At 41.6% G+C, this 25,178-nt stretch carries 14 protein-coding genes; 6 read left to right on the top strand and 8 right to left on the bottom strand.

All coding sequences use genetic code 11. The features are described from left to right. Positions 1-22: 22 nt before the first annotated feature. A complete protein-coding gene (locus NSE_RS02415) occupies positions 23-871 on the bottom strand; it encodes an FAD-binding protein (protein WP_011451976.1) in 849 nt (282 codons plus the stop codon). 95 nt (positions 872-966) lie between these two features. Between NSE_RS02415 and NSE_RS02420 the strand changes: the two genes are divergently transcribed. Next, on the top strand, positions 967-2,439 hold the full coding sequence (locus NSE_RS02420; RefSeq protein WP_011451977.1) for a hypothetical protein: 1,473 nt from the start codon (positions 967-969) through the stop codon (positions 2,437-2,439). A gap of 108 nt (positions 2,440-2,547) precedes the next feature. Here the strand turns inward: NSE_RS02420 and NSE_RS02425 are convergent, their stop codons facing one another. From NSE_RS02425 to NSE_RS02440, 4 genes are all read right to left on the bottom strand, one after another. Beyond that, positions 2,548-3,486 (bottom strand): fructose-bisphosphatase class II family protein, encoded by a 939-nt coding sequence (locus NSE_RS02425; RefSeq protein WP_011451978.1) that lies wholly within the window; start codon positions 3,484-3,486, stop codon positions 2,548-2,550. 346 nt (positions 3,487-3,832) lie between these two features. Further along, the gene (gene topA / locus NSE_RS02430) at positions 3,833-6,316 is read right to left on the bottom strand and encodes a type I DNA topoisomerase (protein WP_011451980.1); all 2,484 of its coding nucleotides are present in this window, start codon (positions 6,314-6,316) and stop codon (positions 3,833-3,835) included. 253 nt (positions 6,317-6,569) lie between these two features. After that, positions 6,570-7,868, bottom strand: a complete 1,299-nt coding sequence (locus tag NSE_RS02435) for a hypothetical protein (protein WP_011451982.1) — start codon at positions 7,866-7,868, stop codon at positions 6,570-6,572. 365 nt (positions 7,869-8,233) lie between these two features. Next, on the bottom strand, positions 8,234-8,863 hold the full coding sequence (locus tag NSE_RS02440) for an O-methyltransferase (protein ID WP_011451984.1): 630 nt from the start codon (positions 8,861-8,863) through the stop codon (positions 8,234-8,236). 405 nt (positions 8,864-9,268) lie between these two features. Here NSE_RS02440 and acnA point away from each other — a divergent pair, with 405 nt between their 5' ends. Continuing rightward, complete coding sequence (gene acnA / locus NSE_RS02445) at positions 9,269-11,986, top strand: aconitate hydratase AcnA (protein ID WP_011451986.1); 2,718 nt, start codon at positions 9,269-9,271, stop codon at positions 11,984-11,986. Between the two features lie 178 nt (positions 11,987-12,164). On the opposite strand, the gene NSE_RS02450 is transcribed toward acnA, so the two are convergent. Both NSE_RS02450 and NSE_RS02455 read right to left on the bottom strand, forming a co-directional pair. Next, the gene (locus tag NSE_RS02450) at positions 12,165-13,136 is read right to left on the bottom strand and encodes a class I SAM-dependent methyltransferase (protein ID WP_011451987.1); all 972 of its coding nucleotides are present in this window, start codon (positions 13,134-13,136) and stop codon (positions 12,165-12,167) included. 263 nt (positions 13,137-13,399) lie between these two features. Further along, complete coding sequence (locus NSE_RS02455; protein ID WP_011451989.1) at positions 13,400-16,033, bottom strand: valine--tRNA ligase; 2,634 nt, start codon at positions 16,031-16,033, stop codon at positions 13,400-13,402. Between the two features lie 285 nt (positions 16,034-16,318). Here NSE_RS02455 and prfB point away from each other — a divergent pair. The 4 genes from prfB to mutL all read left to right on the top strand — a co-directional run bounded on the left by prfB (position 16,319) and on the right by mutL (position 23,770). Continuing rightward, positions 16,319-17,417 (top strand): peptide chain release factor 2 gene (gene prfB / locus NSE_RS02460; protein WP_011451990.1). Its coding sequence is split into 2 segments (ribosomal slippage): positions 16,319-16,387 and positions 16,389-17,417, totalling 1,098 coding nucleotides; the frame shifts between segments, so codons are not numbered across the junction. Positions 17,418-17,666: 249 nt separating this feature from the next. Then, positions 17,667-19,025, top strand: coding sequence for a hypothetical protein (locus NSE_RS02465; protein ID WP_227028932.1), 1,359 nt, complete (start codon positions 17,667-17,669; stop codon positions 19,023-19,025). A gap of 205 nt (positions 19,026-19,230) precedes the next feature. Then, positions 19,231-21,492 (top strand): hypothetical protein, encoded by a 2,262-nt coding sequence (locus NSE_RS02470; RefSeq protein ID WP_011451993.1) that lies wholly within the window; start codon positions 19,231-19,233, stop codon positions 21,490-21,492. Positions 21,493-21,811: 319 nt separating this feature from the next. Beyond that, positions 21,812-23,770, top strand: coding sequence for a DNA mismatch repair endonuclease MutL (mutL, locus tag NSE_RS02475; RefSeq protein WP_011451995.1), 1,959 nt, complete (start codon positions 21,812-21,814; stop codon positions 23,768-23,770). Between the two features lie 251 nt (positions 23,771-24,021). Here the strand turns inward: mutL and bioB are convergent, their stop codons facing one another. Then, on the bottom strand, positions 24,022-24,999 hold the full coding sequence (gene bioB / locus NSE_RS02480; RefSeq protein WP_041917574.1) for a biotin synthase BioB: 978 nt from the start codon (positions 24,997-24,999) through the stop codon (positions 24,022-24,024). Between the last annotated feature and the right edge of the window lie 179 nt (positions 25,000-25,178).

The raw sequence follows: 25,178 nt of genomic DNA on the forward strand, positions 1-25,178 counted from the left end.
TTCCCCACTCATGAATAAAGTCTCATATGAAGACCACCGAAAAATCCAGGGTAACTCCCAATCTGTTTTTTATCCCATTTCTCACAACGTAACAAAGCTCTAAAAGTGGATCAGCTGTCTTGCACCCACCACTTATGATGAAATTGTTGTACTTTTCGGAAATCCTTGCACACCCTACAGAAAACCCTGCATATCCAGCCTTGGCAATAAGCTCACAGGCTTTTTGTTCTGGTAGATCCTGAAAAAGCTGACAGGCTGATTCAGAAAATGCAGGTTGGAAATCCTGGCTTTTTCTTAACATCTCGAGTGTCAGCAGTTTTATCTTCTCCTTCTGCATCTTACATCCAGCATCGAAAACTGCCTCAACACAGATGTAATTCTTCGGCAATGAGTTGCCCCCATTTTTAAAACCTATTTCCTCACGAGAAAGTGTGAGCATCTCTCCATTCTCATCAATAAAAGTTGCAGCTACTAAAAGGTCTGAGACCCTCTGATCATAAACACCCGTATTCATTGTGATAGCACTTCCGATAGTCCGGTGCATAACCGCAAAAAACTCAAAAGCACCAATCTCATTCTCAAGTGCAAATCTCGCCAGAGTCGATGTAAGTACTGCCGCTCCGACTTTCACTTTTCCATCTGCGTATGATACATACTCAAAGCCTTTCCCCAGTTTCAAAATGGGCTTGTCTAACACTTGGCCTGCAAGAATATTGGATCCAGCACCTATAACATGGAAATTGTGATTCTTAGTGAAATGCACAATTTCATTTACATTTGCTGCGTAAAGTAACTTGGTCTTACCTCCAACTCTGAGCCGAGTATATCTACTTAACTCAACTTCCTTCAGCTTATACTTCGCGTTGCGCAAGATTCATAGAAATAAAACAAATATCGTGATATCTTAGCAATCTCTGCTGCCATGTTCCAAGGGGCAGACTTTTAGTTTGTAAAGTTATAGGATAAATGTTACGGATCCGTTTTGTTATACTTTCCCTTATACTGCTTCTCTGTTTACCTTCTTGTGGAAAAAAAAGAAGGGACTTTGCATCCTATCCGCTCCAGAACCCTCAAGGAATAGATTTTGAAGGCGATCCTGAATTTGTATCATCCTACATGAGGTACTTAGGCATCGCAGATGGTCAAAAAAACCCGGGAAAAGGTGCAAGCATATTCGAACTAGACAGTGTTGAAGAACTAGAAGAGTTCGAGCCTGTTGATGCAGGTTGGGAAGTCGACAAAATCCCTCCAGGAAAAACAGATTTTGAAGAGTTCCTCACTGATAATTTGGATGCCTTAAAAACCAATATTACGGACGCGGTTAAACAGGCAAATGATTCGTTTGGAGCAGTTGCAAACGTAACGAAGAAATCCCTTGCTGAACAGCGTGGTAATAATGTTAAACGTCGTAGTAGCAAACGTGCCAGACGTACCTTTCGCAGTGCTGCATCTAAATCCACAGCAAGGAAATCAAACAACAGTCAGGGCACCACTGAAATAGCAGGGATCACTGTAGAGACAGAGGCCGAAAATGTAACAGTCTCAAGTAACACACAAGAAAAAAGTAACGCGCAAGAAAGGAATACAGCTTTCGAAGAAACTGATCTGCAGAGCGACCAAAGTACTCAAAACGTTGGTGAGCTTCTGGAACCCTCAGCAGAAGGACTACCTGAAACAGATGATATCAAAACAGAAGACAGCCGCGTAGCTCATCTGGAGCAAAAGCAGATGAGTGTCGATAAGGAAGAAAATTCTGATCTAAAAAATCGTGATAACAGCCGTCCGACAGAGGAGCTTAATCCTGAGAAAACCGACCACGAAACCGCAACACCAGGTGCAGAAGATTCAGGTTCCAGTGACCCATCTCAATCGGGAAGTGAAAATGATCAAAAAAGCAGAACGGCTAAAGATAATCAATACGGAAATTTGACTTGGCAGAATGACTCTACGCTGAACACAAAAATAGAAGATTCGAGTTTCACTGAATCATCCCACTCAGAAAGCGTGGATGACCAAAAAAGGGAAGCAGTTCAGGAAGAACAAGACGGAAGTGTGACGCAACAAGATAGTCCTTTCGTTTGTACTTGTGATGGAATCGATGAAACAGAAGAAGAAAGCCAAAACGATACACTTTCTGCAGAGGAAAACGTGTCTCAGCAGAACAATCTTACTGTAGATCCATGTGAGTGCTCCTGTTGCAGTGAAACCAATGAAGTAAAAGAAGAAGTTCAGAAGAGCATCCCTCCTATAGAAAAAAGTAAGGCGGTCCAAGCCACTCAGAGTAGTTGTGCAAAGCATACCCTTAAAAGCGGTGAAGCCTTAGCAAAAATTCTGCCAGGTCTGCCATTTTGCAAAAACGAATGCGCCAGCACAGTCATATACTCGACTGACCCGATAATAGAAAATGTCCAAGGTGATCAGAGTGAAGAGGAAAATTAGTAAAGGACTTACTTATGTAAGGGCTCCATCATAAGTCACATATTTCGTGCGGAGCGATAAGGCCTACATCTGTACGACCTGCTATCGCTGCCCGAAAACTCTTTTTAGTTATCCTACATGCGAGCCTCGAATAGTGGAACACACCTTGTTAAACGACCCTGGCAATATAACTAGTGATTCACAATAAGTTAGGTGTTCAAGCTTATCCTTTCTGACACCATCCAACAACTTCCCCTCCGTAACGCCAGTTAAAATAAGTATTACATTCCCCTTTACGAGTTCATCATGTGAATAAGACCTCTCAAAATCTGTGATCCCAACTTTTCGTGCACGCTCCCTCTGCTCATCGCTCTTAAAAAGGAATTTACCTACCATTCGTCCTCCGAGATTACGTACAGCCATAGCTGACAAGACACCTTCTGGAGCGCCACCACTGCCCATATACGCATCTCCGGCATTCCCAATAACCATTGAGACAATAGCTGATATATCTCCATCCGTCACCAGTTGGACCCTTGCACCAACATCCCTAACTTCAGCAATGAGTTGTTGATTACGTTCTCGCCTTAGAATTACAACAATAAGCTCTTCGGGCCCTTTAACCCCCTTAGCAGAAGCAATCTTTTTCAAGTTTTCAGCAACCGTGTTACCAAAACCTATATCACAGTCATAAGGTGTGTATATCTTTTCCATATAAACGTCCGGAGCAGAAATTATGCTTCCGGACTCACCAAAGCCAAGTACAACTAGCGAACCATCCATAAAGGATGCACAAATATCTGTTCCCTCTAATGGATCCACAGCTAGATCTAAGAGTGGCCCTCCCTTGCCCAGCACTTCTCCTACACGTAACATTGGCGCACAATCTCTTTCGCCTTCGCCTATCATAACATTAGTAGTTGCATTGATCTCATTCAGAGCATTCCGCATCGTCTCTACAGCGACACGATCCGCCTCTTTACTATCACCCAGGCCAGCCATATCGTAGCAAGAAATTGCTGTTTTCTGCGCCACAGATAAAAACTCCAAAATATACGAATGCAACATATTAATTACTCATCACAGACACGCCCCAGGAAGATTACCCGAAATCCAGAGATTGGGCAAATTGACTCTTATCCAATTAATAAATAAGCAACACGATTAAACTCACGCGAACTACGAAGTATTCCTTGTACGAATACCAAGTGACACGAATCCAATGCTCCCTTTATGAGGTATCTCACTACAATATCGGGAAAGCACAGCATAACAAGTTATTAAACACGCGGAAATAGGTAATGTAAGCGGACCAAGATACTTTCAAGGAAACTGAAAAAAGATAAACCCCCTCTTCGCTCTCGAAGTTGCTGTATCCATTTTCTTATCAACCTTGAAATGCATATTGAAAGCGTTATTTCTTCTCTTTTGTGAAGACCTTTCTCTTTGTTGTTACTTTCCTTGCGGACTTAGAGGTATTTTTCTTTTTCTCAATGAGAAGAATCGCCGTTTCAAGGGACAACGACTCCGGACTTTCCCCCTTCGGTATAGGAACATTCATCTTACTATACTTAATGTACGGACCGTATCTCCCATCACGAATTTGTATCTCTTCACCTTCATGGGATCCAAGCACACGGAGCAAACTCTTGTCATGACTAACATAGTCCTCCATGAACTGAACAGCTTGGTCTAGTGTCATTTCATCCATTTGGGAAAACTGCAAGTTGTAATATTTTGCATTCCAAAAAAGATACAGACCATATGGGCCCAGACCCATCTTGATTTCTTTACCATCTATCGGGTGTTTACCAAGAATTTTTGGTAAGGAAGCGATTTTATGAGCAAACTCTTCATCTATAGAAACGGGATCAACATCTTTTGGTATGCTACTATTTTTGCCCTTGCATTTAAGGTAGATACCATAAGGACCCTTGTGGAGGCTAATATCCTGAGCAATTTGCTTAGGATATTCAGTATCATTATCAGTACTATAACTATTCACTATAAACCTACAAACCGGATAATCTGTGCAGCCAAGGAAAACTCCATAACGACTTACATTTAAATGCATATACCCTTTTTCACATTTTGGACACTTGTCACCAACCTTTACCTCAGCCGAAACAAGCTTTTGTCTTGCAAGGGCACCATTTACAAATGCTAGAACCTCAGTGATCGGAACTTTTTCCACCTCTTCTACATTAGAATGAAAGCTGTCCCAGAAATCCTGAATTACATCTAGCCAAAAAATTGTTCCATCTGCGACTTTGTCCAGTCTATCTTCCAATTCAGCAGTAAAATGATACTCAACATATTTGCTAAAAAAATGTACCAAAAACTCAGAAACTAGCCTTCCCCTGCTTTCTGGAATAAACGACTTGTTGACAATAGATGCATATCCCCTCTCCTGCAGAACAGAAACCACAGTAGCGTAAGTTGAAGGGCGCCCTATACCCAACTCCTCAAGATGTTTGACCAACCCTGCTTCCGAGTAGCGATGTGGGGGCTCAGTAAAGTTTTGTGTAAGCAATACATCACCTACTTTTACCTGAGCACCTTCCTTATGCTTCTTTATAAAATCTATAACATCCTGATTTTTATTTTTGTTTTTACCATGCGAAAAAGCAGCATTGAAACCATCAAAAATAAGCAGTGATGCCGACGCAGAAGTTTTGAACTTCTTGTCTTGAGAAACAAATACGATGTTCTGACTACTCGTAATAGCATCACTCATTTGACAGGCAAGTGCTCTCTCCCATATAAGCCTGTACAACTTATACTGATCTGGTGTGAGATAAGATTCAATTTCTTCAGGTGTACGAAAAATGCTTGTTGGACGAATAGCTTCGTGTGCTTCCTGAGCGTTTTTCACTTTTTTCTTAAATAAAACAGGAGATGCAGGCAAATACTCTTGCCCAAATTTTTCTTGGATAAACTCTCTTATAGCATCAACACTCTCAACAGAAAGATGAGTAGCATCTGTCCTCATATACGTGATGAGGCCCTCAATCACACCACCTATCTCGATACCCTCATACAGCTTTTGCGCTAGACTCATAGTTTTTTTTACACTAAACCCAAGTATGGTTGATGCCGTTTGCTGCATAGTGGACGTGATAAATGGGGGACTAGGCTTCTGCTTAAGTTCCTTCTTTTTGATTTCTTCAACAAGAAATGGAAGTCCACTGATCTCCTCAACAATCTTTTCAGCTTCCTCTGCTCTTCTTATAGACATTCTCTCGAGTTTTTCACCATTCATGTGTGAAAGTTGAGTAGGAAGGACAAGAGCTTCGCCATCGGTCATATTCACAGTTACCGTCCAATATTCCTCTGGTGTAAACAGACCTATCTCGTTTTCCCTATCGCACAAGATCCTGAGGGCAACAGATTGAACTCTCCCAGCAGATTTACTTCCAGGTAATTTCTTCCATAGCACTGGAGAAATACTAAACCCAACAAGATAGTCAAGTGCCTGTCTTAGCCTTTGTGCGCGAACAAGATTCTCATCTATCTTTCTTGGAGAAGCGATGGCATTTTGCACAGCGGTTTTTGTAATTTCATGAAACACAACCCTGTGTACGTCTTTGGGAAGCACATCATTCTCCTTAAACACCTCAACAAGGTGCCAAGAAATAGCTTCCCCTTCTCTATCAGGGTCTGTAGCAAGATAGAGGGCTGTCGCCTTTTTTACATCCTTAATTAACTGAGGCACGACTGTCTCACCGGTATCGGTAAGTTTATAGAGCATCTCGAACGACTCCGTCACATCAACAGAGCCCTTTTTATTGGGAAGCGCTCGCACATGACCAAAGGACGACAGTACCCTAAAGTCTTTACCCAAATATTGAGCAATAGCCTTACCTTTAGTGGGTGATTCTACTATGAGGACATTCATCTCTCAGAGACTTTCTATGAACGAAAATAACAAAAACTCAGAAACAACGTAGTGCTTCAATAAAGAGATAAGCTACCCCGAACAATTCGGCAAGTATAGTTCTGAAAAACAACTGAGCCTCATCCCTGAACAAAAATGAACCTCTACACCTACAGCACGATAGAGTTGCTGTAAAAGCAAAACCGCTCGAATGGAACAACCAACAAGGAGGCGTCCCAAACGAGAAAACTAACCTAATACGGTGCTCAAAAACCTAAGCACGCTCCAGAAAAGAAGAAATGGTTGCAGGGGATTCAACAACCGCAGGCTCTTCTAGCATACTCGGAATGCCGCTAGAAATAGAGGCAGCAGAAGCAGTTGTAACAGGATCAAAAACTACATAATTACCTGCACTCAAATGCGTTGAATTATTTCCAAGAGGAAGAACGGCAGAACTCCCTGTATGAGAAATCACCTCCGACAGTATTTTCGATTGTCCACTCATACCCGGATGCATGACCCCATCCGATGAAGCATTGAGCAGACGAGACCCATACAAACGTTGACAAACTTCCTCTACACTAACCTCTTTCCCGTCATGACAAAGATTATCTGGAGACAAGTGTGCCTGACATTTTGCCCACTCAACTGTGCCTGAACCTAAAACACGTTTAGGAAGATAAGTAAGTTCATCATGACTAAGAAACTCGACACCCTCAAGAGCAAAATCCCACCTTCTTGCTTTATTACTAGCCAAAAATTCATTGGCAATATACAACATTCTTTCCTTTTTACACTCTGCTGCATGGGCGTCGCTAGCTGAAATACCGCGTTCTGTGATGCGCAAGCCCTCATAAAATACCTTTACACCTCCCCGCCTAAAGAGGCTCTCCTTATTTACAACCAGGATAGAAAAAAAGTCTATTAAAGATGATAAGAACAAGAGCAGTATTGTTGTGTTAACCTCTTCCTTTTGCGAAGTTTCTTTTTTAAAACGAAAGAAAACGGGGTGAAAACGCATACACGAACCACCTGAATCACCATCAAGGTAGCCTTCTTTCGGTGCACCAAGCTTTATTGCACCTGCACCCTTTATCGTATTTATACTCATATAGATGGGACGCTTATTGAAAAACTCTCTAAACCCCTCTAACACCGTCGCTATGCTGCTTGATCCCACTGGTAAATCGCGTTTTTTGCAGTCTGAAATAAATTCGCAGAGCGCATATTCAAAAAGATCAAGAAAAAGGTCCCTGCTTCGTTCATCTACAATGCAGAGACTGCACATTAACTGGTTTGCATCCCTAATCTTTCTGTTCTCAAACGAACTCCTTCTAGCAGCGCCTTTATATAAGCTCCCATTTACCGCAACTCTCTCTTTTATCGCCGCACTATAAGGTTCTATGGACGCTGCACCAGCACTCCAGAGCTGGGTTACCAAATACGCAGGATTAGTTTTATCCAAAAACAACAGGTTACGAATACCTTTCATAATACCTTCGTAAAAAGGTTGATAAACAAGCACAAACTCGGAATTACCTACTTCTTCCTCAACAACTGCTCCACTATGCATAACACTCTTACTTCTCAAACAATAGAAACAAAATACTCTGTCTATAATTAGCGATATGCTATATATGACAGTTACTCAGATTTAAAGTAAAGTATTACTAATTATGCGTTAATTGATATTGTTTTGCCGAATAAGAAGACTGAAGCCTTTCAAATGAAAAAGAACAAACAACTAGACCTTAGTAGTAGGAGCAGTTCAGGAAATAACTCCGATTTCGGCAAGACTTTTCTCCTGCTCAGATACAGAAGAGCGCAACACTAGAAAAATAAGGCACCCCTTTTGTCAGCAGTGGTAAGAATAAAAACGGTAGACCAGACCACAGCTACGAAGGCTATGAACACATCCACTTTTCCACCTCTATAAAATTACCTCTTTATTGCAACAGTAAGGCCATTAGCAGTTGGCAAGATAATTGAATCATATTTATCTGAATCGCTAATCATTGTGTTAAACCGCTCCATAAATTGCCAGGCCCTACTATTACTGGAAGGATTATTTTTTCCAAAACTAAGTGTGTTATCAGCAACAATGAGTCCCCCAACCCTTACATTGACTTCTCCCCATTCAAGATAAGTTGGATAACCGGACTTTTCTGCATCAATAAACAGCATATCAAAAGGACCAAAGAAGCTAAGCTCCGAGAGCTTAACCTTTGCATCACCTGTGAAAAGCTCTATTTGTGGAAAAGTGGAGAAGTTTCTTAGTGCAATTTGCGCATATTCAGGATTCTTTTCAATCGTGTATACTTTACCACCATTCCCAACAGCCTTTGCCATGCAAATCGCCGAGTAGCCAACTAATGTTCCAACCTCAACGATGGTCTTTACATTATTCATCCTTATCAGAAATGCTAGAATCGCCGATTCTATCTGCCCAATTTGGATAAATCGCCTCTCATCAGAAAAAGTTTCCTCCCTAATTTTCTTCATCAACTGACATTCGACCGGTAACTTGGAAATGATGTATTCTTCAGCCCATGAATCCTCAAAACGCATGGCTAGTATCGACTAAGATCAACAATATGGAAAAGCGCACGACACAAAACTTACATGGCTGCGTCAAGATACTTATGTCCTAGAAGTATCACTTCATCTGGAGTATTAGAAGCATGCTTGGAATCTGGATTTTTCGGTTACCAACCCGTTAACGAAAACCCAAACTACTCTAAAGGTACCACAAAACAATTAGCAGACCTAATCCCGCCGTGGCTCAACTATTTACAGCATTACTCGGATACCTAGCACTTTCACGTGAAAAAGTTGAGTGCACATAGTGAGGAACAATTGGGGCAAAAGCTGCCTTGCATTTCAAGCACACATGCAGAGAATAAAAGTTACTTCCTTGCATGATACTTTTCCTTTAGTTTTACAGGCTAGTCTGGACTCAGAAATATACACAAAATGAAGAAGAAACTAAAATCCGAAATAAGCTACTTCGATATAAAGCTCGAGAAAGGGGTCCCTAATCTTCCCTGTGTAATTAAGATACTGGTAGAGAATGCACTGAGAAATGGAGAAAAAGATTCAGTTGTGAGGGCATTATGCAATTACAAACGGCATATTGGAAACCTCACTGTGGATTACTATCCCTCTCGCGTGCTAATGCAGGATTTTACTGGCGTACCTGCTATAGTAGATTTAGCAGCCCTACGTGACACCGTTTCTAAAGCACAAGGAGACCCCAGAAGCGTAAACCCAAAAATCCCGGTGGACCTTGTTATAGACCACTCGATTCAGGTTGATTCTTATGGCAAGGCAAGCTCGGCCACCGAAAATAAAACAATAGAATTTCAAAAAAACATAGAGAGATACAAATTCTTAAAATGGGCCCAAAGGTCCTTTCAGAATTTTCGAGTAGTTCCACCAGGAACTGGTATTTGCCATCAAGTCAATCTAGAGTACCTGGCACAGGTTGTCCGCACAGAACGGCAAGAAACAGAAGTATTAGCATATCCAGATACCCTCGTAGGTACAGACAGTCATACTACTATGAGCGGTGGTCTCTCCGTGCTTGGGTGGGGTGTCGGTGGAATAGAGGCCGAATCAGTGGTGTTGGGTGAACCTATTTCGATGGTAATTCCTGAAGTAATTGGATTAAAACTTGAAGGAAAATTAAAAGCTGGTCTTACTGCAACTGATCTGGTTCTACACATTACTCACCTACTTCGAAAACACAAAGTAGTAGGAAAATTCGTTGAAGTCTTTGGTGATGGAGTCAGGAACCTTTCTGTCGCAGATCGAGCAACAATAGCAAACATGGCACCTGAATGCGGTTCGACTTGCAATTTCTTTGCTCCGGATCAAAAGACACTAGATTATCTCGACCTCACAGGGAAAACACAGGAACAAATCGACCTAGTAGAAGACTATACAAAGAGTCAAACAATGTGGGCAGATTACGCACGTGCAACAGACTTCGTAGACGTGATTGAGCTGGATCTCTGTGAGGTTCGTACGACCCTTGCAGGACCAAAAAGACCACAAGACAAGATACCTCTCCACTTGGTACCAGAGAACTTTAATAAGGTATGTATTCGTTCTGAAGAAAAGGTGGAAACTTCTTCCGCACCTGATGAAGAATGTATTCAAGTACCGCAAACTTCTGTAGATAGATTGGCAGATTCGCCCAAGCTTCAAAATGGGTCCATAGTGATTGCCGCAATCACGAGTTGTACAAATACTTCTAACCCATCTGGGATGATTGCAGCAGGCCTGTTGGCAAAAAGAGCTGTACAATCTGGGCTACGCGTAAAGAACTGGGTGAAGACATCTCTTGCACCTGGATCCCAAGTTGTCTCAGAATATTTGAAGCAGTCTGGACTACAGGACTATCTGGACAAGCTGGGTTTTAACATCGTGGGTTTTGGTTGCACGACTTGTATAGGTAATTCGGGTGAATTGAAAGAGGAAATCTCTGAGGAAATCGATGAGAAAGATCTAGTAGTAGTATCTGTACTTTCCGGTAACCGTAACTTTGAAGGCAGAATTCATTCAAAAGTAAAAGCAAATTACCTAGCTTCGCCCATGCTCGTGGTTACTTATGCTATTGCGGGCAATATAAACGTAAACCTAGAGTCTCAACCTCTTGGGTATGATAAAAGCGGTAAAGCAATATACCTAAGAGATATCACCCCCTCAGATGATGAAATTGATGCTTATGTTCGTCGCGTCCTCAGAAGGGAGATATTCTTGTCAAAATATCAGGATGTTTTCTTAGGCGACAAGAACTGGCAACAATTAGAGTGTACTAGCTCAGTCACTTACAAATGGGACGAAAACTGTACCTATATTAAAAGTCCCCCATTTTTTAGGAGTGATGATCAGGTCAGCCTTCAGGATATAACTTCTAAGATCAATGAAAAAGTAGATCACCACCCTGCGAAATTTGATATATCAGTGAGGAATGCACGAATACTTGCCATCTTCGGGGATACTATCACAACTGACCACATCTCTCCGGCTGGGACGATTCCTGTAGAGAGCCCAGCAGGGGAGTACCTGAAGACATTAGGTGTAACTCCACAGCAATTCAATTCTTATGGAGCCCGGCGAGGTAATCATGAGGTCATGATACGTGGCACCTTCGCGAACACAAGGATCAAAAATAAGATACTTGAGAATGTCGAGGGAGGATATACGACTCATTTCAGCCGTGATGGTAGAGAGGAAATCGTTAGTATCTATGAAGCAGCAATGCGTTACAAATCCTCTGGAACCAATCTTGTTATTTTTGCAGGTAAGGAATATGGTACTGGCTCAAGTCGCGATTGGGCTGCAAAGGGCACGTACTTGCTTGGCATCAAGGCGGTGATAGCAGAAAGTTTCGAACGCATCCATAGAAGCAACCTAGTTGGCATGGGCGTTCTTCCGCTTGTTTATTCTGATCCTAAAGAATACAGTCGCTTAGAACTTACTGGCAGGGAAATTGTTACTATAGAGTTGGAAGACAACCTTTCACCGATGTGCAAAATAAAGTGTCAACTTATCAAAGAAACAGGTGTAACACTTCCTCTAAGGCTTATCCTAATGGTTACAACGGAGAAAGAGATGAATTATGTAAAAGTTGGTAATATACTAAAGTACGTGCTCAAAGAATCTTTTCTAGAACAAAAGCACTAAATAAGTAGGTTCGATGAAACCCGTATAACCTACTAGGATCTTGAAGTACTGATAGGCGGAATCACGGTCGTCTTCTGATTTTGACTTCAGATAGACTCTCCGTGTGAGGCTGATGACTACTCCCCCAGAGCTACCGCAACTAGCGAACTGAAGCTTACATGAGAGCCATTGATTCAATTTAAATTATTGCACACTTAAATAATCTGCCCATTTTTCCCTTATCTACAAGCCTAGATAAAGTTTGCTCAAGTATTCCAGTGTCGGTAGCGGAAAACCTCTTCGCAAACTCAAATATACCGTAGAGGGATAAAAAATCTCCTTGTGTCATTAATTTGGCCCTCGGAAATAAGTAAGAAAAATCAATTTCATGGGTTATATCTGATTCGCCTATACTTTCAAAAATATCGATAAATCTATGTCCCTTAACTGCCTGTACTGTACTTCTTCGTGTGCGGGTAGCGTGCCCATAATCTATTATGAGTCCACCTCCCCCGTCTTTCGCAATTCTAGCAAGTATTGACGAGGCGATCTGCTTCCCAAGCAAACTTATCTCAACTATATCTCCATCTTTAAATTCTCCACTAAATTTTTTTTGAGTTTTTTCTTCCTCTACTTGAAAATCCTCCGTTATTTTCCGTTCAAAAAAATTTCCACCCCAAAAAATAAATTGGTCTATTGGAAGTGCATCAAAAAACTCGTTTGCCAGAACAAGCAGTTTACCGTTCGGAAGCTCATCTACACTCTTACACCACCGAGTCTTACAGCTATGAGGACGTAAATTTTCCATCTGTACACCTCTGAGAAACGGGCTTATCTCTACCATATGAACAGTAACTGCATCATAGAAAGGCTCAATATTCCTTATGGTATTAAGAATATCAAACATCATCATTCCGCTCCCAGGACCAAGTTCTGCTAGTACAATTTCACCTGGTTTTCCTAACTTTTCCCACTGTTCAAGGATCCACACTGCAATCGTCTTTCCAAAAAGAGACGAGATCTCTGGTGCAGTAATGTAATCCCCACTTTTACCTATTGGGTTTCTTGTCATATAGTACCCTTTGCTCGGATGGTACATGCTCAACTCAATAAATTTTGAGAATGAGATAGATCCATTTCCTCTAATAAAATTCTCTATATAAGATCTCATCTGTTCTTATTAAAACCCGCCAATAATACATCCCTCGAGCACTTTGCGTAGAAGAATAATCGATACACAAACCAACTTCAAAGAGACATAAGAGATCTACTTTACATGATCTGGGTTGTGATCAACAAATAAAACTTACATGACTATATAGAAAACCGCGCCAGCACAATTGCTATACCCCTATAAATACACAGACCAAAAAAGGACTCGCAGTCCGTAAAACATGATGATTCAACAAGCCACACGCAAGATAGAAAAGCGGGCTATAGAAAGACTCTCACTTCCAGTCCATTTGGCACATTATCGTCTATTTCCCATACAATACGTGCACTATTGGTAGCCGCCTTAATGTCATATTCTGCCTCCAGCATCTCAAGTGCAGCTGTTTTTATCTCAACCAAGCTGACCTCTTTCTTCATGGAAATAGAGTGTTCTGATTTAAACCCTCTAACTTTTGCGAGAATCTTTATAAAATCGTTACCAGAAAAAGTTATTCCACGAGCTAAATGAATTTCACTAGGCCAAGTAAAACCGCCATGCAAGGATACAGAATTCGGAAAAAGTGCCGAATATATTTCATCTGTCACATATGGGAGAAAAGGGGCAAAAAGTTTTAAAATTACTGCTAGGGATATGCTTAAGGAATGCAGAACACTTTCTCTCCCGGGGACATCATTGTATGCCCTGGACTTGACAAGCTCCAAGTAATTATCGCAGTACTCGTGTAGGAAGAACCTTTCCATTAAGGCTTTTGCGTGAAAATAATCACAGTTCTCAAGCGCAAGTTCCGTATCCTTCACTACCTCAGATAACCTGCTAAGAATCCATAAATCAGTTACATAATCCACTTTGAGTAGTTCCGGATCACTTACAAGGAACTGCTCAATGAACCTAGCAGCGCTCCATATCTTATTAACGAGCTTTTTACCTATAAGGAGAACGTTCTCACTAAAACACGTATCGCAGCCAAGTCCTGCACTTGCACTCCAGTACCGAACGACGTCAGCACCATATTCGGCAATAAGTTTTACTGGATCAACCGTATTACCCTTGGACTTGCTCATCTTACTTTTGTCACTTGCAAGGCACCAACCACTAACCATAACTCTTCTCCAAGGAACTGTTTGGTACTCTAACAACGATCGGAGAATTGTATAGAAAGCCCAAGTGCGTATTATTTCGTGTGCTTGTGGCCTAAGCGACATTGGCTGAAACTGTAGCCGTTCTTCATCCAGTAAGTTAGGACTTATGCCGGTGACTGGATCAGCATCCATTTGCTCTACTACCCTGGAATTATACACACTCTTCATAAGTAGCAAGTAATTAATCTGCGGTGAAAGAGAGCTAGTTGCCCACGTGTCCAAGACATCTTTATCCTGTATATATGTTTTCCCATCTCTGAAAATCACATTACTTTCCACAGGCAATTCAGACAATTCGGGTAGCAGTATACTTCCTGTTTCTTTTTCGTAATAAACTGGAACCCGCACCCCAAGATACCTCTGCCTGGAAATACACCAATCCCATTTGAGCCCATCAATCCACTGCTCTATTTTGATTCGCATCTTCTCAGGCAACCAACAAATCTCCTGAACCTTACTTTTCAGATCTTCTTTATGCTTGAGGATTTCGATATACCACTGATATGTCGAGATAATCTCCAACTTTCCACCCGACCTTTCTGCGCACTTAACACGATGCGTGATAGCTTCCTGCCTTGTCAAAAGTCCCTTTTCCCTTAACTTTTCCAACACATACCCACGCGCATCTTCGACTTTTTTACCATTAAGTAGTTCTATTCTACCGTATCTATCAATTACCTCGAGTAAGGGAAGATCATATTTTTGCCACCACTTGATATCCATCTCATCACCAAAAGTGCAGCACATTACAAGACCCGTTCCCTTTTCAACGATAACGTCTGGATCAGGAATAATAGGAACTCTTTTGCTGAAGATTGGGGTGATAGCATACTTGCCTTCAAGATTTTTGTAGCGCTCGTCAGAAGGATTATAGAGAAGCGCTACACATGCGGGAAGAAGTTCCGGTCTTGTTGTACCAACCTCAAGTTTTCTCAAATTTGTACACGATGACAGCCCACTAGACCACCACTGCTCGGGAAAATTAGCTCCTGTAAAATCATCTTCGCATACTCTATCGGCTTCTAAACTATTGTCATTAGGATTACCAACGACAACAGAAACATTACCACTTGTCTTCTCCGAAATTTTAGTTGCAACCTCGTACTTACCCTGAATATCGGTTTCTATATTAACATCCTCATTCTCCTCATATAAGAAAATAATGTAGTTCATCTTGGAATCAAATTCTTTCTCCTCGACCTCAGCCTGAGCAATTGCCGTCTGATCTATTACATCCCAAAGTATGGGCATCTTCTTCCTGTAGAGCAGTCCCTTCTTGTACAGGTACAGAAAGGACTCCTGTGATAGACGCTTACAATCTTCACTGTTTGTTTGATAACTAAAATCCCAGTCGATACTTAGGCCTATGCTATTAAAAAGATCTTTGAATTCTTCAATTTTTTCCGCCGAAATTTCCTCACACAGAGCTACGAATTCTGCTCTATCAGATCTGCTAGCTTTAACTTTACAGGACTTTTCAACAAGTCTCTCCGTTGGAAGACCATTATTATCGAATCCCAAAGAATAAAATACATTTTTACCACGCATTCTTTGGTATCGAGCTATAAAATCGGTATGGCAATAGCTAAATACATGCCCAATATGTAGAGAGCCAGAAATAGTAGGTGGAGGCGTATCTATCGAGAAAATATCCCTAAATTGCGGAGAAAATTTATATACTTGGCTCTCCTTCCACCTAGTCTTACATTTATATTCGATCTGAGAAAAGTTGTACCTGCTTTCCAGCTTTGCCATTGCCTTGAACTTACCTATCTTTCTTTCATGTTATCCAAGAAAATAGAACTATTAAATCACCTTCTTCCGTAACTAATGGAGTGCTCTCAAAACAGTGCATATTTCTTGAGCGAAAGCTCTCTTTAAACACAGAGCTCGTGACTTGACAGCATGTGTGGAAAATAGAAAGACGTAAGTATATCCCTCCTAGGGTGAAATAGTTTGGAGAAAATAACACACGATAAACCCGTCCTTTGACTTAAAGAACACCTGAAGTACAATCACCTCGTATGATAAATAAAAGCAATGGATTTTGAAACACAAGTAGTACTGCATAATTTGAAGAAGTCTGTCGAAGTAATCAGGAGGCAGCTTTGACATCGAGAAGAAGCACAGTCGTTTGGAAGAGATCCAAGCTCTAGTTGATTCTCCCACACTCTGGGAAGATCAATCCAGGGCACAGCTCTTGCTCAAAGAGAAATCACAAATAGAGACAAGCCTAAAAGAATTCAAAGAACTTTCGATTCAGCTCGATGACCTAATCGAAATGATTGAGCTTGCGTCGAAGGACCACGAAGAAGAAACAATGAAAGATCTTGAAAGAGAGCTTTTATTGCTCAAGGAGAAAATCCAAAAAAAAGAGATAGAATGCCTTTTTTCAGGTGAGGCAGACGGTAACGATTGTCTTCTAGAAATACAATCCGGCGCAGGCGGAACAGAGAGCAATGATTGGGCAATGATGTTACTGAGGATGTATACGAGATGGGCAGAAATTTATCACAAATTCCAAGTTCAGATTGTAGACAAAGTTGAAGGAGAGGAGACTGGAATAAAATCCTGCACGCTCAAGGTAATGGGAAAGAATGCTTACGGCTGGGCTAGAACGGAAACTGGAGTACATAGGTTGGTAAGAATTTCCCCGTTTGACGCGAATGCAAAGCGCCACACAAGTTTTGCCAAAATTTTCGTTTCACCATGTATAGAAGGTGAGATCAACATCAGCATTGATGAAAAAGACCTCAAGATTGATACATATAGAGCTTCGGGCGCAGGTGGACAGCACGTAAACAAGACTGAAAGCGCCATCAGAATTACTCATTTGCCGAGTAAAATAGTTGTACAATCGCAAAGCAGCAGATCACAGCACCAGAACAAAGCAGAGGCAATGCAAATGCTAAAGTCCAGGTTATACGAGATAGAACTCCGCAAAAAAGAAGAAAAACTCAACGCTGCACGTAATGTGGAAGACTCCATTGGCTGGGGTTACCAGATTAGATCATACGTGCTGCACCCATATCAGATGATAAAAGACCTTCGTACTGGACACGAAGTAGGAAACATCACCTCGGTTCTTGATGGTGATCTGGACTCTTTTATTATCGCTACCATATCTAACAATTCCTGAAGATTCATCTTCTAGAGGTTACTCTGGTTCCGCACAACTCACTCACCTGAACCCACGCTTACAAAACTCGAGCCCATACATCTCTTAATGGCGCTTGCAATCAGGTAAGCCGCATCTATTGGCTAGTATGTAATGAGTATATCCCACTATAGTTAGCATAGATATTTAATAATATTCTAATTAAAAGATATAGATAATATTTCTTTATATACTTATCTACGCATGCTGGACAATAAATTTAAAAATCTTGTGGAAACCTTAATCCAAACCGATATTTTTGCTTTAGATACAGTACTAGAGCTGAATCTATCCCTAAAAAATCAGCAAGAGAAACTAAACTCTATGAAGATGCTATTACAAGAAGCAGAAAATTCATTCAATGAAGGGTTGAATTCTGCAATGGGAATGGCAAATGAATCCGAAAAACTCATACAAGGTGCGATGAGTTCCCTTCTAGACACACTCCAGGCAATTGTGTTGTTTGCAAACCCTAACAAAACCAGAGACCCTATGCTCCCAACGAAATACAGGGAAAACATTACTATACGGCTAAGAGAGACGCACAAGAAATTTCTTAGCACCATAAGTAAACTGCATCTATACAATGAGATTCCCACGCATGAGAAAGCTACCGAATACATATACAAAATATTTCAAGATGCAACAACACTTGTAGTGGATGTCTTAGAAAAATCAGGTAGAGAACAGCAAGAGGCAACCTATGAAGAGTACGAAAACAAAGCCCAGACTAATCGCGTCAACTCTTTTACGGCAATTACAGCACCTCAGGCCTATAGGAAAATGGTAACGGAAACGCTTACTCAGGCAAATCCCACACTTGAAAGTGAAGCACTCATAAAGCTTATCGAAGATACAATCAAGAGTGAGACAACAGCAGTGGAAAGAACGATTCAGATTCTAGGAGAACATGCCAAAAAATATGCTAAAGAAGGAGAATCAGAAAAAGAACTGGGAAAAAGTGTATTAAAATCAATAGAGCAAGTTAGGGATTTAGTCAGAACAAGCCTGGTACAACACATCGCAGGACTTATCAAGATAAAAGCAAGGTTCTCAGTTGAGCCAGTAGATCCAGCTAAATTAAAACAAAGAAAGGATAAAGGTAAGTCACAACGGTTATTCAACCTTGTTATGAAAAAGATTATTCAATTTAAAGAAAAAGTCGGTAATGCAAAAAAGAATATCCCCATAAATGACAAGCCAACTAAAGGAGAAAACCCCTATTCTAGCGTGCTAAAAAAGCAATTCGAAGAATCAACTAAAACCACACCAGAAAGCAAGAATACCATTAAGGAGAAAAGAAAATCATCTCCCACCGTACCAGAAAAAAAGCCTTCCATAGGAAAAACAGCTATGACGAAACTGAGTAACAATGGCATTTTAAAAAATCAGAAAAAATTATCTTTTGATATGTTAAAAAAAGAAACTTTTACGCCAAAAACTAACAACGTTGTCCAACAGAAAAAAGATGCTTCAACTCAAACAGAGAATATCGTCCAACAGAAAAGAGATGCCTCAAGCCAGACAGGGAGTAACATTGTTATTTCTGACACAAAGAAGGTAATAGAAACTACACAGAGCCACAGGTAATCAATGGTTCTGGTTTAGGAAGTTCAACTTTGGGAAGGGTTTGCATGAATAGATGAAAGCACGTTTTCTCCTCATATAAGCCTTTTGCGTGCCTGTAGCCAATTAACATTCAAATAAATTAGTAAATATCCGTATTGGGATATTACATCTTTTGTTAAGAGTTTTATCTTAATCTGTTAGGAAATTTACTATATCTGAATGTAGAATGCTCCCACTTCGTTATGCACCTTTTATAACTCACGATGTCGTCTCCGCAATTGAGGCAATAGGAAAACTGGGCTCTATCATAGTTCAAGGTACACAACAACAGGGAGCATCTCACAAGGAAAGGAAAACGCTGCTCGCTGCGGCACTCGATGTCTTCACTATTTTCGGGAATGAACAGGCTAGACTCAAAGAGATAGATGCTCCTGACAAGCAGGATGTTATTAAATGTCGTGACAAAATTCTTCGGTGTGCGGAAAGGGTTATAAAGTATGTAGACACAGATGGACACAACGACACCGCTATTCCACGTGACAAGGGACTAAAAGCAGCAGGTGGCCTGGCAAAAGCCTGCAAAGCTCTCTCAGGGCTCTTGGGGAGTGCTGCTCCTAATTTACCCGCTTCAGCATCTCGTGTATTAAGCGCACTACTCGATCAATATGCAGACAATATGCTATCGGCTACAGGGGCAACAGAACCTGGCGGGTTGGCGCAAGCAGCACAGTCTGCTGCAGCTTCTGCCCGTAGGGGAATTGAGGCAACTTATTCAGGTCAATTTGCATTTGCCCTAGAGGAAGAAATAACAGGTGTTCCAGGTGTAAAACCCCAAGAAGGCAAGGGTTTCGAAGTGGAAAGAGAGAAGCTCTGCAGTCTAATCCAGCTGGTTGCAGCTGCAACAGGTAGCACGTTATCTAGTACTATTCAGGCTGCATGCGTAGACCCAAACCAAGCACAAACCGCTGAAGTGTCAACAGGAGTGCTAACAGAAGAAGCAGAACATACAGAACCAGGGGAAGAGGAAGAACTTTTGTCTGATGTGACAGAAGATTCCATTAGTACGGATCCAGAGATGCCTCCACTTGAAGGGTCTGAGGAAGACATTTCTGTAGGCGGCGAGGGACCTGCAGGAGCCCAAGCAGCTGCACCAGCAGCCCCAGATACTCCGCAGCAAGAGCCAGAACCATCTCCAGAATCTTCAACATCTGAGGATCTCGAGGTAGAAGAAATATTCTCCTCTGCAGAACAAGAATTTGCGCCGGAAGAAAGAGGAACAGGACATGACTCAGGAGAAGAGAAAGAGTCTGCAGAAAAAAAGAAAAAATCTACTTCAAAACGTACACCACTTCCTCCGGAAGAAAGTAGAGAAGAGGAAAAACAAGACAAAACACAGCGACAAGAACCTGGCACTTTAAATACATTGTTCCAAAGGTTTCTTATCTTAGTCCAGGGTGTTCTAGAGACCTTGAGTTCGATGATAGGGGCACCCTTCGAGAGCCGTAGTTTCAGGGAAATCTTTCAAAGCAGGCGTGCACATGACGGAGCTGACGGGCTACAGAAACGTAGTACTTCTGAGCAAGGTTTAAGCTCTCCTGATGTGGAACAAGGACAAGAAGGCGCACGCCCACGTAGGTATTCTGATCCGGGTCTAGCCATTCAAGATATGTACCGACTGCGTGGAGGGGAAGTACGTGATGCTGCTACACAAACACCTCTGGAGCAACAGGATCATGCTGCAGGGAGTGGTGTAGCACCTGTTAAACCACCTAGGACGTTCGAGCATGAAAGCGGGAGAGATACACCGTCCACTGCTGGTCATGGTCGCAAAATACTTACACCAAAAATGCAAGCACTGCGTGAAACTTTAGAAAGAACACTAGGAGATGGAAGTCCAAGCACACCTACTAAAAAAACGGGAACTGCCACACAAACTACAACTACGGGAAGTAGGCACCCCTCCGGGAGTGAGCAGTCAGCAGTTGCATCAACTACAAAGAGTCCAGATGATAAACCTCTCCCTCCTCCAGCACCACCATTACCTGAACCACCCGCTAAAGCAGCACCTAAGGCAGTTGCACCTAGTGGACCAAAGAAGGCGGGGCCTAAGCCTCCATCACCTGCTGAAGCTATGTTAAGCGAGCTGTCAGCACGACTTCAATCAGGAGGTGGACTAAAACCATCAAGAGATCGTACTCCTTCAGCTAAGGCAGTTGAAAAAAGTAAGACAGAACCTACCCCACGAGAAGCGATGATGGCGCAGCTTAAAGGTGTACTCGAACAGAGGGAGTCTCAGGCAACTTCCGGAGACGCTAAAGTAGATCCTAGATCTCCTTCACCAAAGCCGGAAGATATCCCAATGGGGCAACTAACTGAAGCGGCCGTGGGTTTGCAAGGCGTCCAATCACAGGGAACAGTGCCAGAAGGCTCAGTCAAAGGGCCTGGAGCTGGAGGAGCTGATCAAAAGCCCGAAGCACCTCAACGCTGATTTTGGATGCATTGGAGGCGAGTTATTCGCCTCCAATAACTGGTGTGGCACATGACCACACACACGTTGTCTACCCCATAAACAATACAGATTCGCAGATCGTTCAATAAGATCGGGTCCCCATCTAAAGACTACACAAACTGGTAGAAAATAGCTAACACAACCAAAGTATATTTTCATTGAAATACCATATAAACCAGCAAAATATCCGACACACAAAGCAGTAGAAAAACTATTTCTGTACTAGTATGAATAATAACGTTTAAAATAAGGGTACGGTTATTCCCTCGAAATTATAAAACGCACTTTCATAAATGCAGTGAAGATACATATACTTCCAATAGAGATAATAAATAAGATCGCTGCGGGTGAAATCCTTGAGAAGCCTGCCAATGCTGTTAAGGAACTCGTTGAAAATGCTATAGATGCAGGCTCGACCAGCATCAAAGTCGAGCTGGAGGAGGTAGGCAGAAATCTTATTCGTGTCACTGATAATGGCGTAGGAATTTCAAGAGAGGACTTACCTTTAGCAATAGAGAAACATGCAACATCAAAACTGAATACAAAGGATCTTTACGATATCAGTTACCTAGGTTTTCGGGGAGAAGCCTTACATTCAATTGCTATCACTTCCGAAATGAAGATCGCCTCCTGTTTCAATGGAGAGGGATACGTAATTGATGCTCAGACGAAAGAAGTAAAGCCTCACCATATAAAGTGCGGTACGCTAGTTGAAGTAAGGAAACTTTTTCACAACATACCAAATAAACTCCGTTTCTTGAGAAGCGAAAAGACAGAACTCTCATCCATAATTGAACTCTTAAATAGGCTGGCTCTAGTAAACCCTAATATTGCGTTTGAACTCATCTCAAATGGTAGGCAGGTATTCGATTACCAGACTGCAACCCAACTAAAACGGATGGAACAGCTGAAAGTCTTGGGCAAGGAATTTGTCGAGAATATGATACATGTGAAGCACACAAACGACGGTATCTTCGGTGAACTATTTTTAGGGCTACCCACTCTCACTCAAAAGAGGAACAACTGTCTTATTTTCGTAAACGGGAGACCAGTAAAAGACAGCGTTATTTCGTCGGTAATGAGGCATGCATATAATGACTACATCCCCAAAAATACATATCCGATTGCTGTTATTTTCATTAGGGTTCATAACAACGAAGTGGATGTCAATATTCATCCCAATAAGTCTGAAGTAAAGTTCCGTGACCCTCAAGTAATTAGAAGATTTCTCCTTTCAGTGAGCAGTAGGAGCCTCTTACAATGTGGCCGTAGTACCTCTACAACTGTTGCAGATCGTGCGGTTGAACAATTCAATCAATTACTCAAAAAGCAAACTGCCTTTCGCAAGGAAACCGTTTCAAAAACAACAGAAAGTGGTTTTTTTCAGTCACCTAAAGCAAAAAAAGCGATAGATCAATCGCAAGAATATGCGAAACAATTTGAGGGCAAAAGAAATCTGGATTTTGATCAGATGCAAAACAACAACGGCCCGTTTCACTTTTCAACAGACCAATCTGAAGAAGCACTCCCCTTGATGAGTCACAAAAAAACTTCTGAGGATTACTCAAACAAACTTCCACTAGAAAAGCAACAGAGCCCTTCAATTTTTCTACATGACAATCGAGACACCTCGTTCTTGCAGCAACAACTGAGGAAGATAAACCATTGCGAACACCTGCAAAATGAGAAACACTTCGAGACTTTTGGAAAGTTCAAGTGCCAGGTACACGGAACTTTTATAATCACAGAAACGGAGAACGAAATGATTATAATAGATCAGCACGCAGCACACGAACGTATACTGTATGAACAGATGAAAAAGAGCATTACTTCACCTGGACAAAACTTATTAACAGCAGAGTTCGTACCACTTAGCGAAAAAGCTGTCGAGATACTTTCTTTCAACGTAGAAAAGCTCAAGGAAATCGGTTTGGTAGTAGAGCGTGTTAGTCATTGTGCCGTCATGGTGAATTCGCTACCAGAAGCATTTAAAAATGTACCTACGAACGAACTAATAGAAGACATAGCTTCCCTGCTGGAAGAAGAAATCGAACCAAAAACACTCCTCGAAAGAATACACGCAAATATAGCATGCAAAAGAGCTATAAAGGCAAACCATAATCTCACAAGAGAAGAGATAGAGGAGCTATTAACACTGATGGAGGATATTCCACACACAGGTCAGTGTAATCACGGCCGCCCCACTCACATTCGTCTACCTAGAAAAGAGATTGAAAAGTTATTCCTCCGTTCTTGAACACCCAAAAAAACTTAGCAGACGATCATCTGCTATAGTGACGCAAGCGCAGAAGAATCCGAAATTATACTTAACCAAAATTGGATGTGTACTATAAGATTCTCAAAAAGAAAAAGCTATGCAAAAAAACAGCCTCCCCTAAGCGGTATCACTACCATTCCTTTAGAACGGATTTATTTCTTGTATGACTTAAACAGACACACAGAGGTATTACACATCCCAGAAAAAAATCCTTAGGCAAGCTGCTTTCTCTATGATCCCAAATTAATGGAACAATCAACAGCTGTTTTACTTTTCTCTCTCAGAAGACCTAATTTCAATAAGAGTTTCTCGTCGCTCTCTGGGTCAGAGTTGGCAGATGTAAGAAGCTTCTCACCATAGAAAATGGAATTAGCACCGGCAATAAAACATAAAGTTTGTAATTCATCTGACATGCTTTCCCTACCTGCAGAAAGCCTCACATAGGATTTAGGAAACATAATCCTCGCAAGCGCGATAATCCTTACGAAATCTAAAGGATCAACAGCATTTTTTTCCGCTAGTGGAGTCCCCGGAATCGGAATGAGCTTATTTATGGGTATTGATTCGGGTGGAAAACTCAGGTGAGAAAGCTCAACAAGCATCTTTATGCGGTCTTCATTACTCTCACCCATCCCTAAAATACCTCCAGAGCAGATTTTTAAACCAGCTTTCGCAACATTCTCTAGGGTTTCTATCCTGTCGCTGAACCTTCTGGTAGTTATTATTTTAGAATAATATTCCTGTGAGGTATCAATATTGTGGTTGTAAAAATCCAAACCAGCTGCTTTCAGGGAAACAGCTTGTTCGTAAGAGAGAAGGCCCAGCGAAGCGCAAGTTTCTAATCCGAGCTTCTTGATTCTGGAAATCATTTCACAGACTATATCCAAATCTTTCCCACGCGGTCCGCGCCAGGCAGCACCAATACAGAATCTCGTGGCACCAAGCTCAACAGCTCTCTTCGCTGCCTCAAGTACCTTTTCGACATGCATTACGGGTTCCTTTCTCAGTCCTGTGTCATAGTGTGCAGACTGTGGACAGTAGGAGCAATTTTCCGGACACCCACCAGTCTTAACACTGAGCAACATAGCGAGCTGCACCTCATTATGTGGAAAATTTTCCCTATGCACATGTTGAGCAGAATAAAGAAGATCTAAAAAAGGAAGGTGGAATAACTCCTCAGCCTCAGAGAATTGCCAAACTTTCGCCATAATACCTGCTGGAACCGGTGCCATTGTACCACCCTGGTTAAGAGAAATGAATCTTCCTATCCAATAACGTATCGATACCTCATTCAACATTTCCAGACCTAATCTCCCCTTATGCAAGTCAGTCTTCTATACAAAGGCCAAGTTTGAACTATCTAAGAAATTAACTCGCTTGAATTCGG

Source organism: Neorickettsia sennetsu str. Miyayama (assembly GCF_000013165.1).
Taxonomy (GTDB): domain Bacteria; phylum Pseudomonadota; class Alphaproteobacteria; order Rickettsiales; family Anaplasmataceae; genus Neorickettsia; species Neorickettsia sennetsu.

Excerpts from the sequence above, each read along its gene's own strand:
- NSE_RS02440 (WP_011451984.1), bottom strand. The coding sequence starts at position 8,863 with ATGCGTTTTGAGGATTCATGGGCTGAAGAATACATCATTTCCAAGTTA.
- NSE_RS02420 (WP_011451977.1), top strand. The coding sequence starts at position 967 with ATGTTACGGATCCGTTTTGTTATACTTTCCCTTATACTGCTTCTCTGT.
- NSE_RS02450 (WP_011451987.1), bottom strand. The coding sequence starts at position 13,136 with ATGAGATCTTATATAGAGAATTTTATTAGAGGAAATGGATCTATCTCA.
- NSE_RS02455 (WP_011451989.1), bottom strand. The coding sequence starts at position 16,033 with ATGGCAAAGCTGGAAAGCAGGTACAACTTTTCTCAGATCGAATATAAA.
- NSE_RS02435 (WP_011451982.1), bottom strand. The coding sequence starts at position 7,868 with ATGCATAGTGGAGCAGTTGTTGAGGAAGAAGTAGGTAATTCCGAGTTT.
- NSE_RS02425 (WP_011451978.1), bottom strand. The coding sequence starts at position 3,486 with ATGTTGCATTCGTATATTTTGGAGTTTTTATCTGTGGCGCAGAAAACA.
- bioB (WP_041917574.1), bottom strand. The coding sequence starts at position 24,999 with ATGGCGAAAGTTTGGCAATTCTCTGAGGCTGAGGAGTTATTCCACCTT.
- acnA (WP_011451986.1), top strand. The coding sequence starts at position 9,269 with ATGAAGAAGAAACTAAAATCCGAAATAAGCTACTTCGATATAAAGCTC.
- NSE_RS02470 (WP_011451993.1), top strand. The coding sequence starts at position 19,231 with ATGCTCCCACTTCGTTATGCACCTTTTATAACTCACGATGTCGTCTCC.
- topA (WP_011451980.1), bottom strand. The coding sequence starts at position 6,316 with ATGAATGTCCTCATAGTAGAATCACCCACTAAAGGTAAGGCTATTGCT.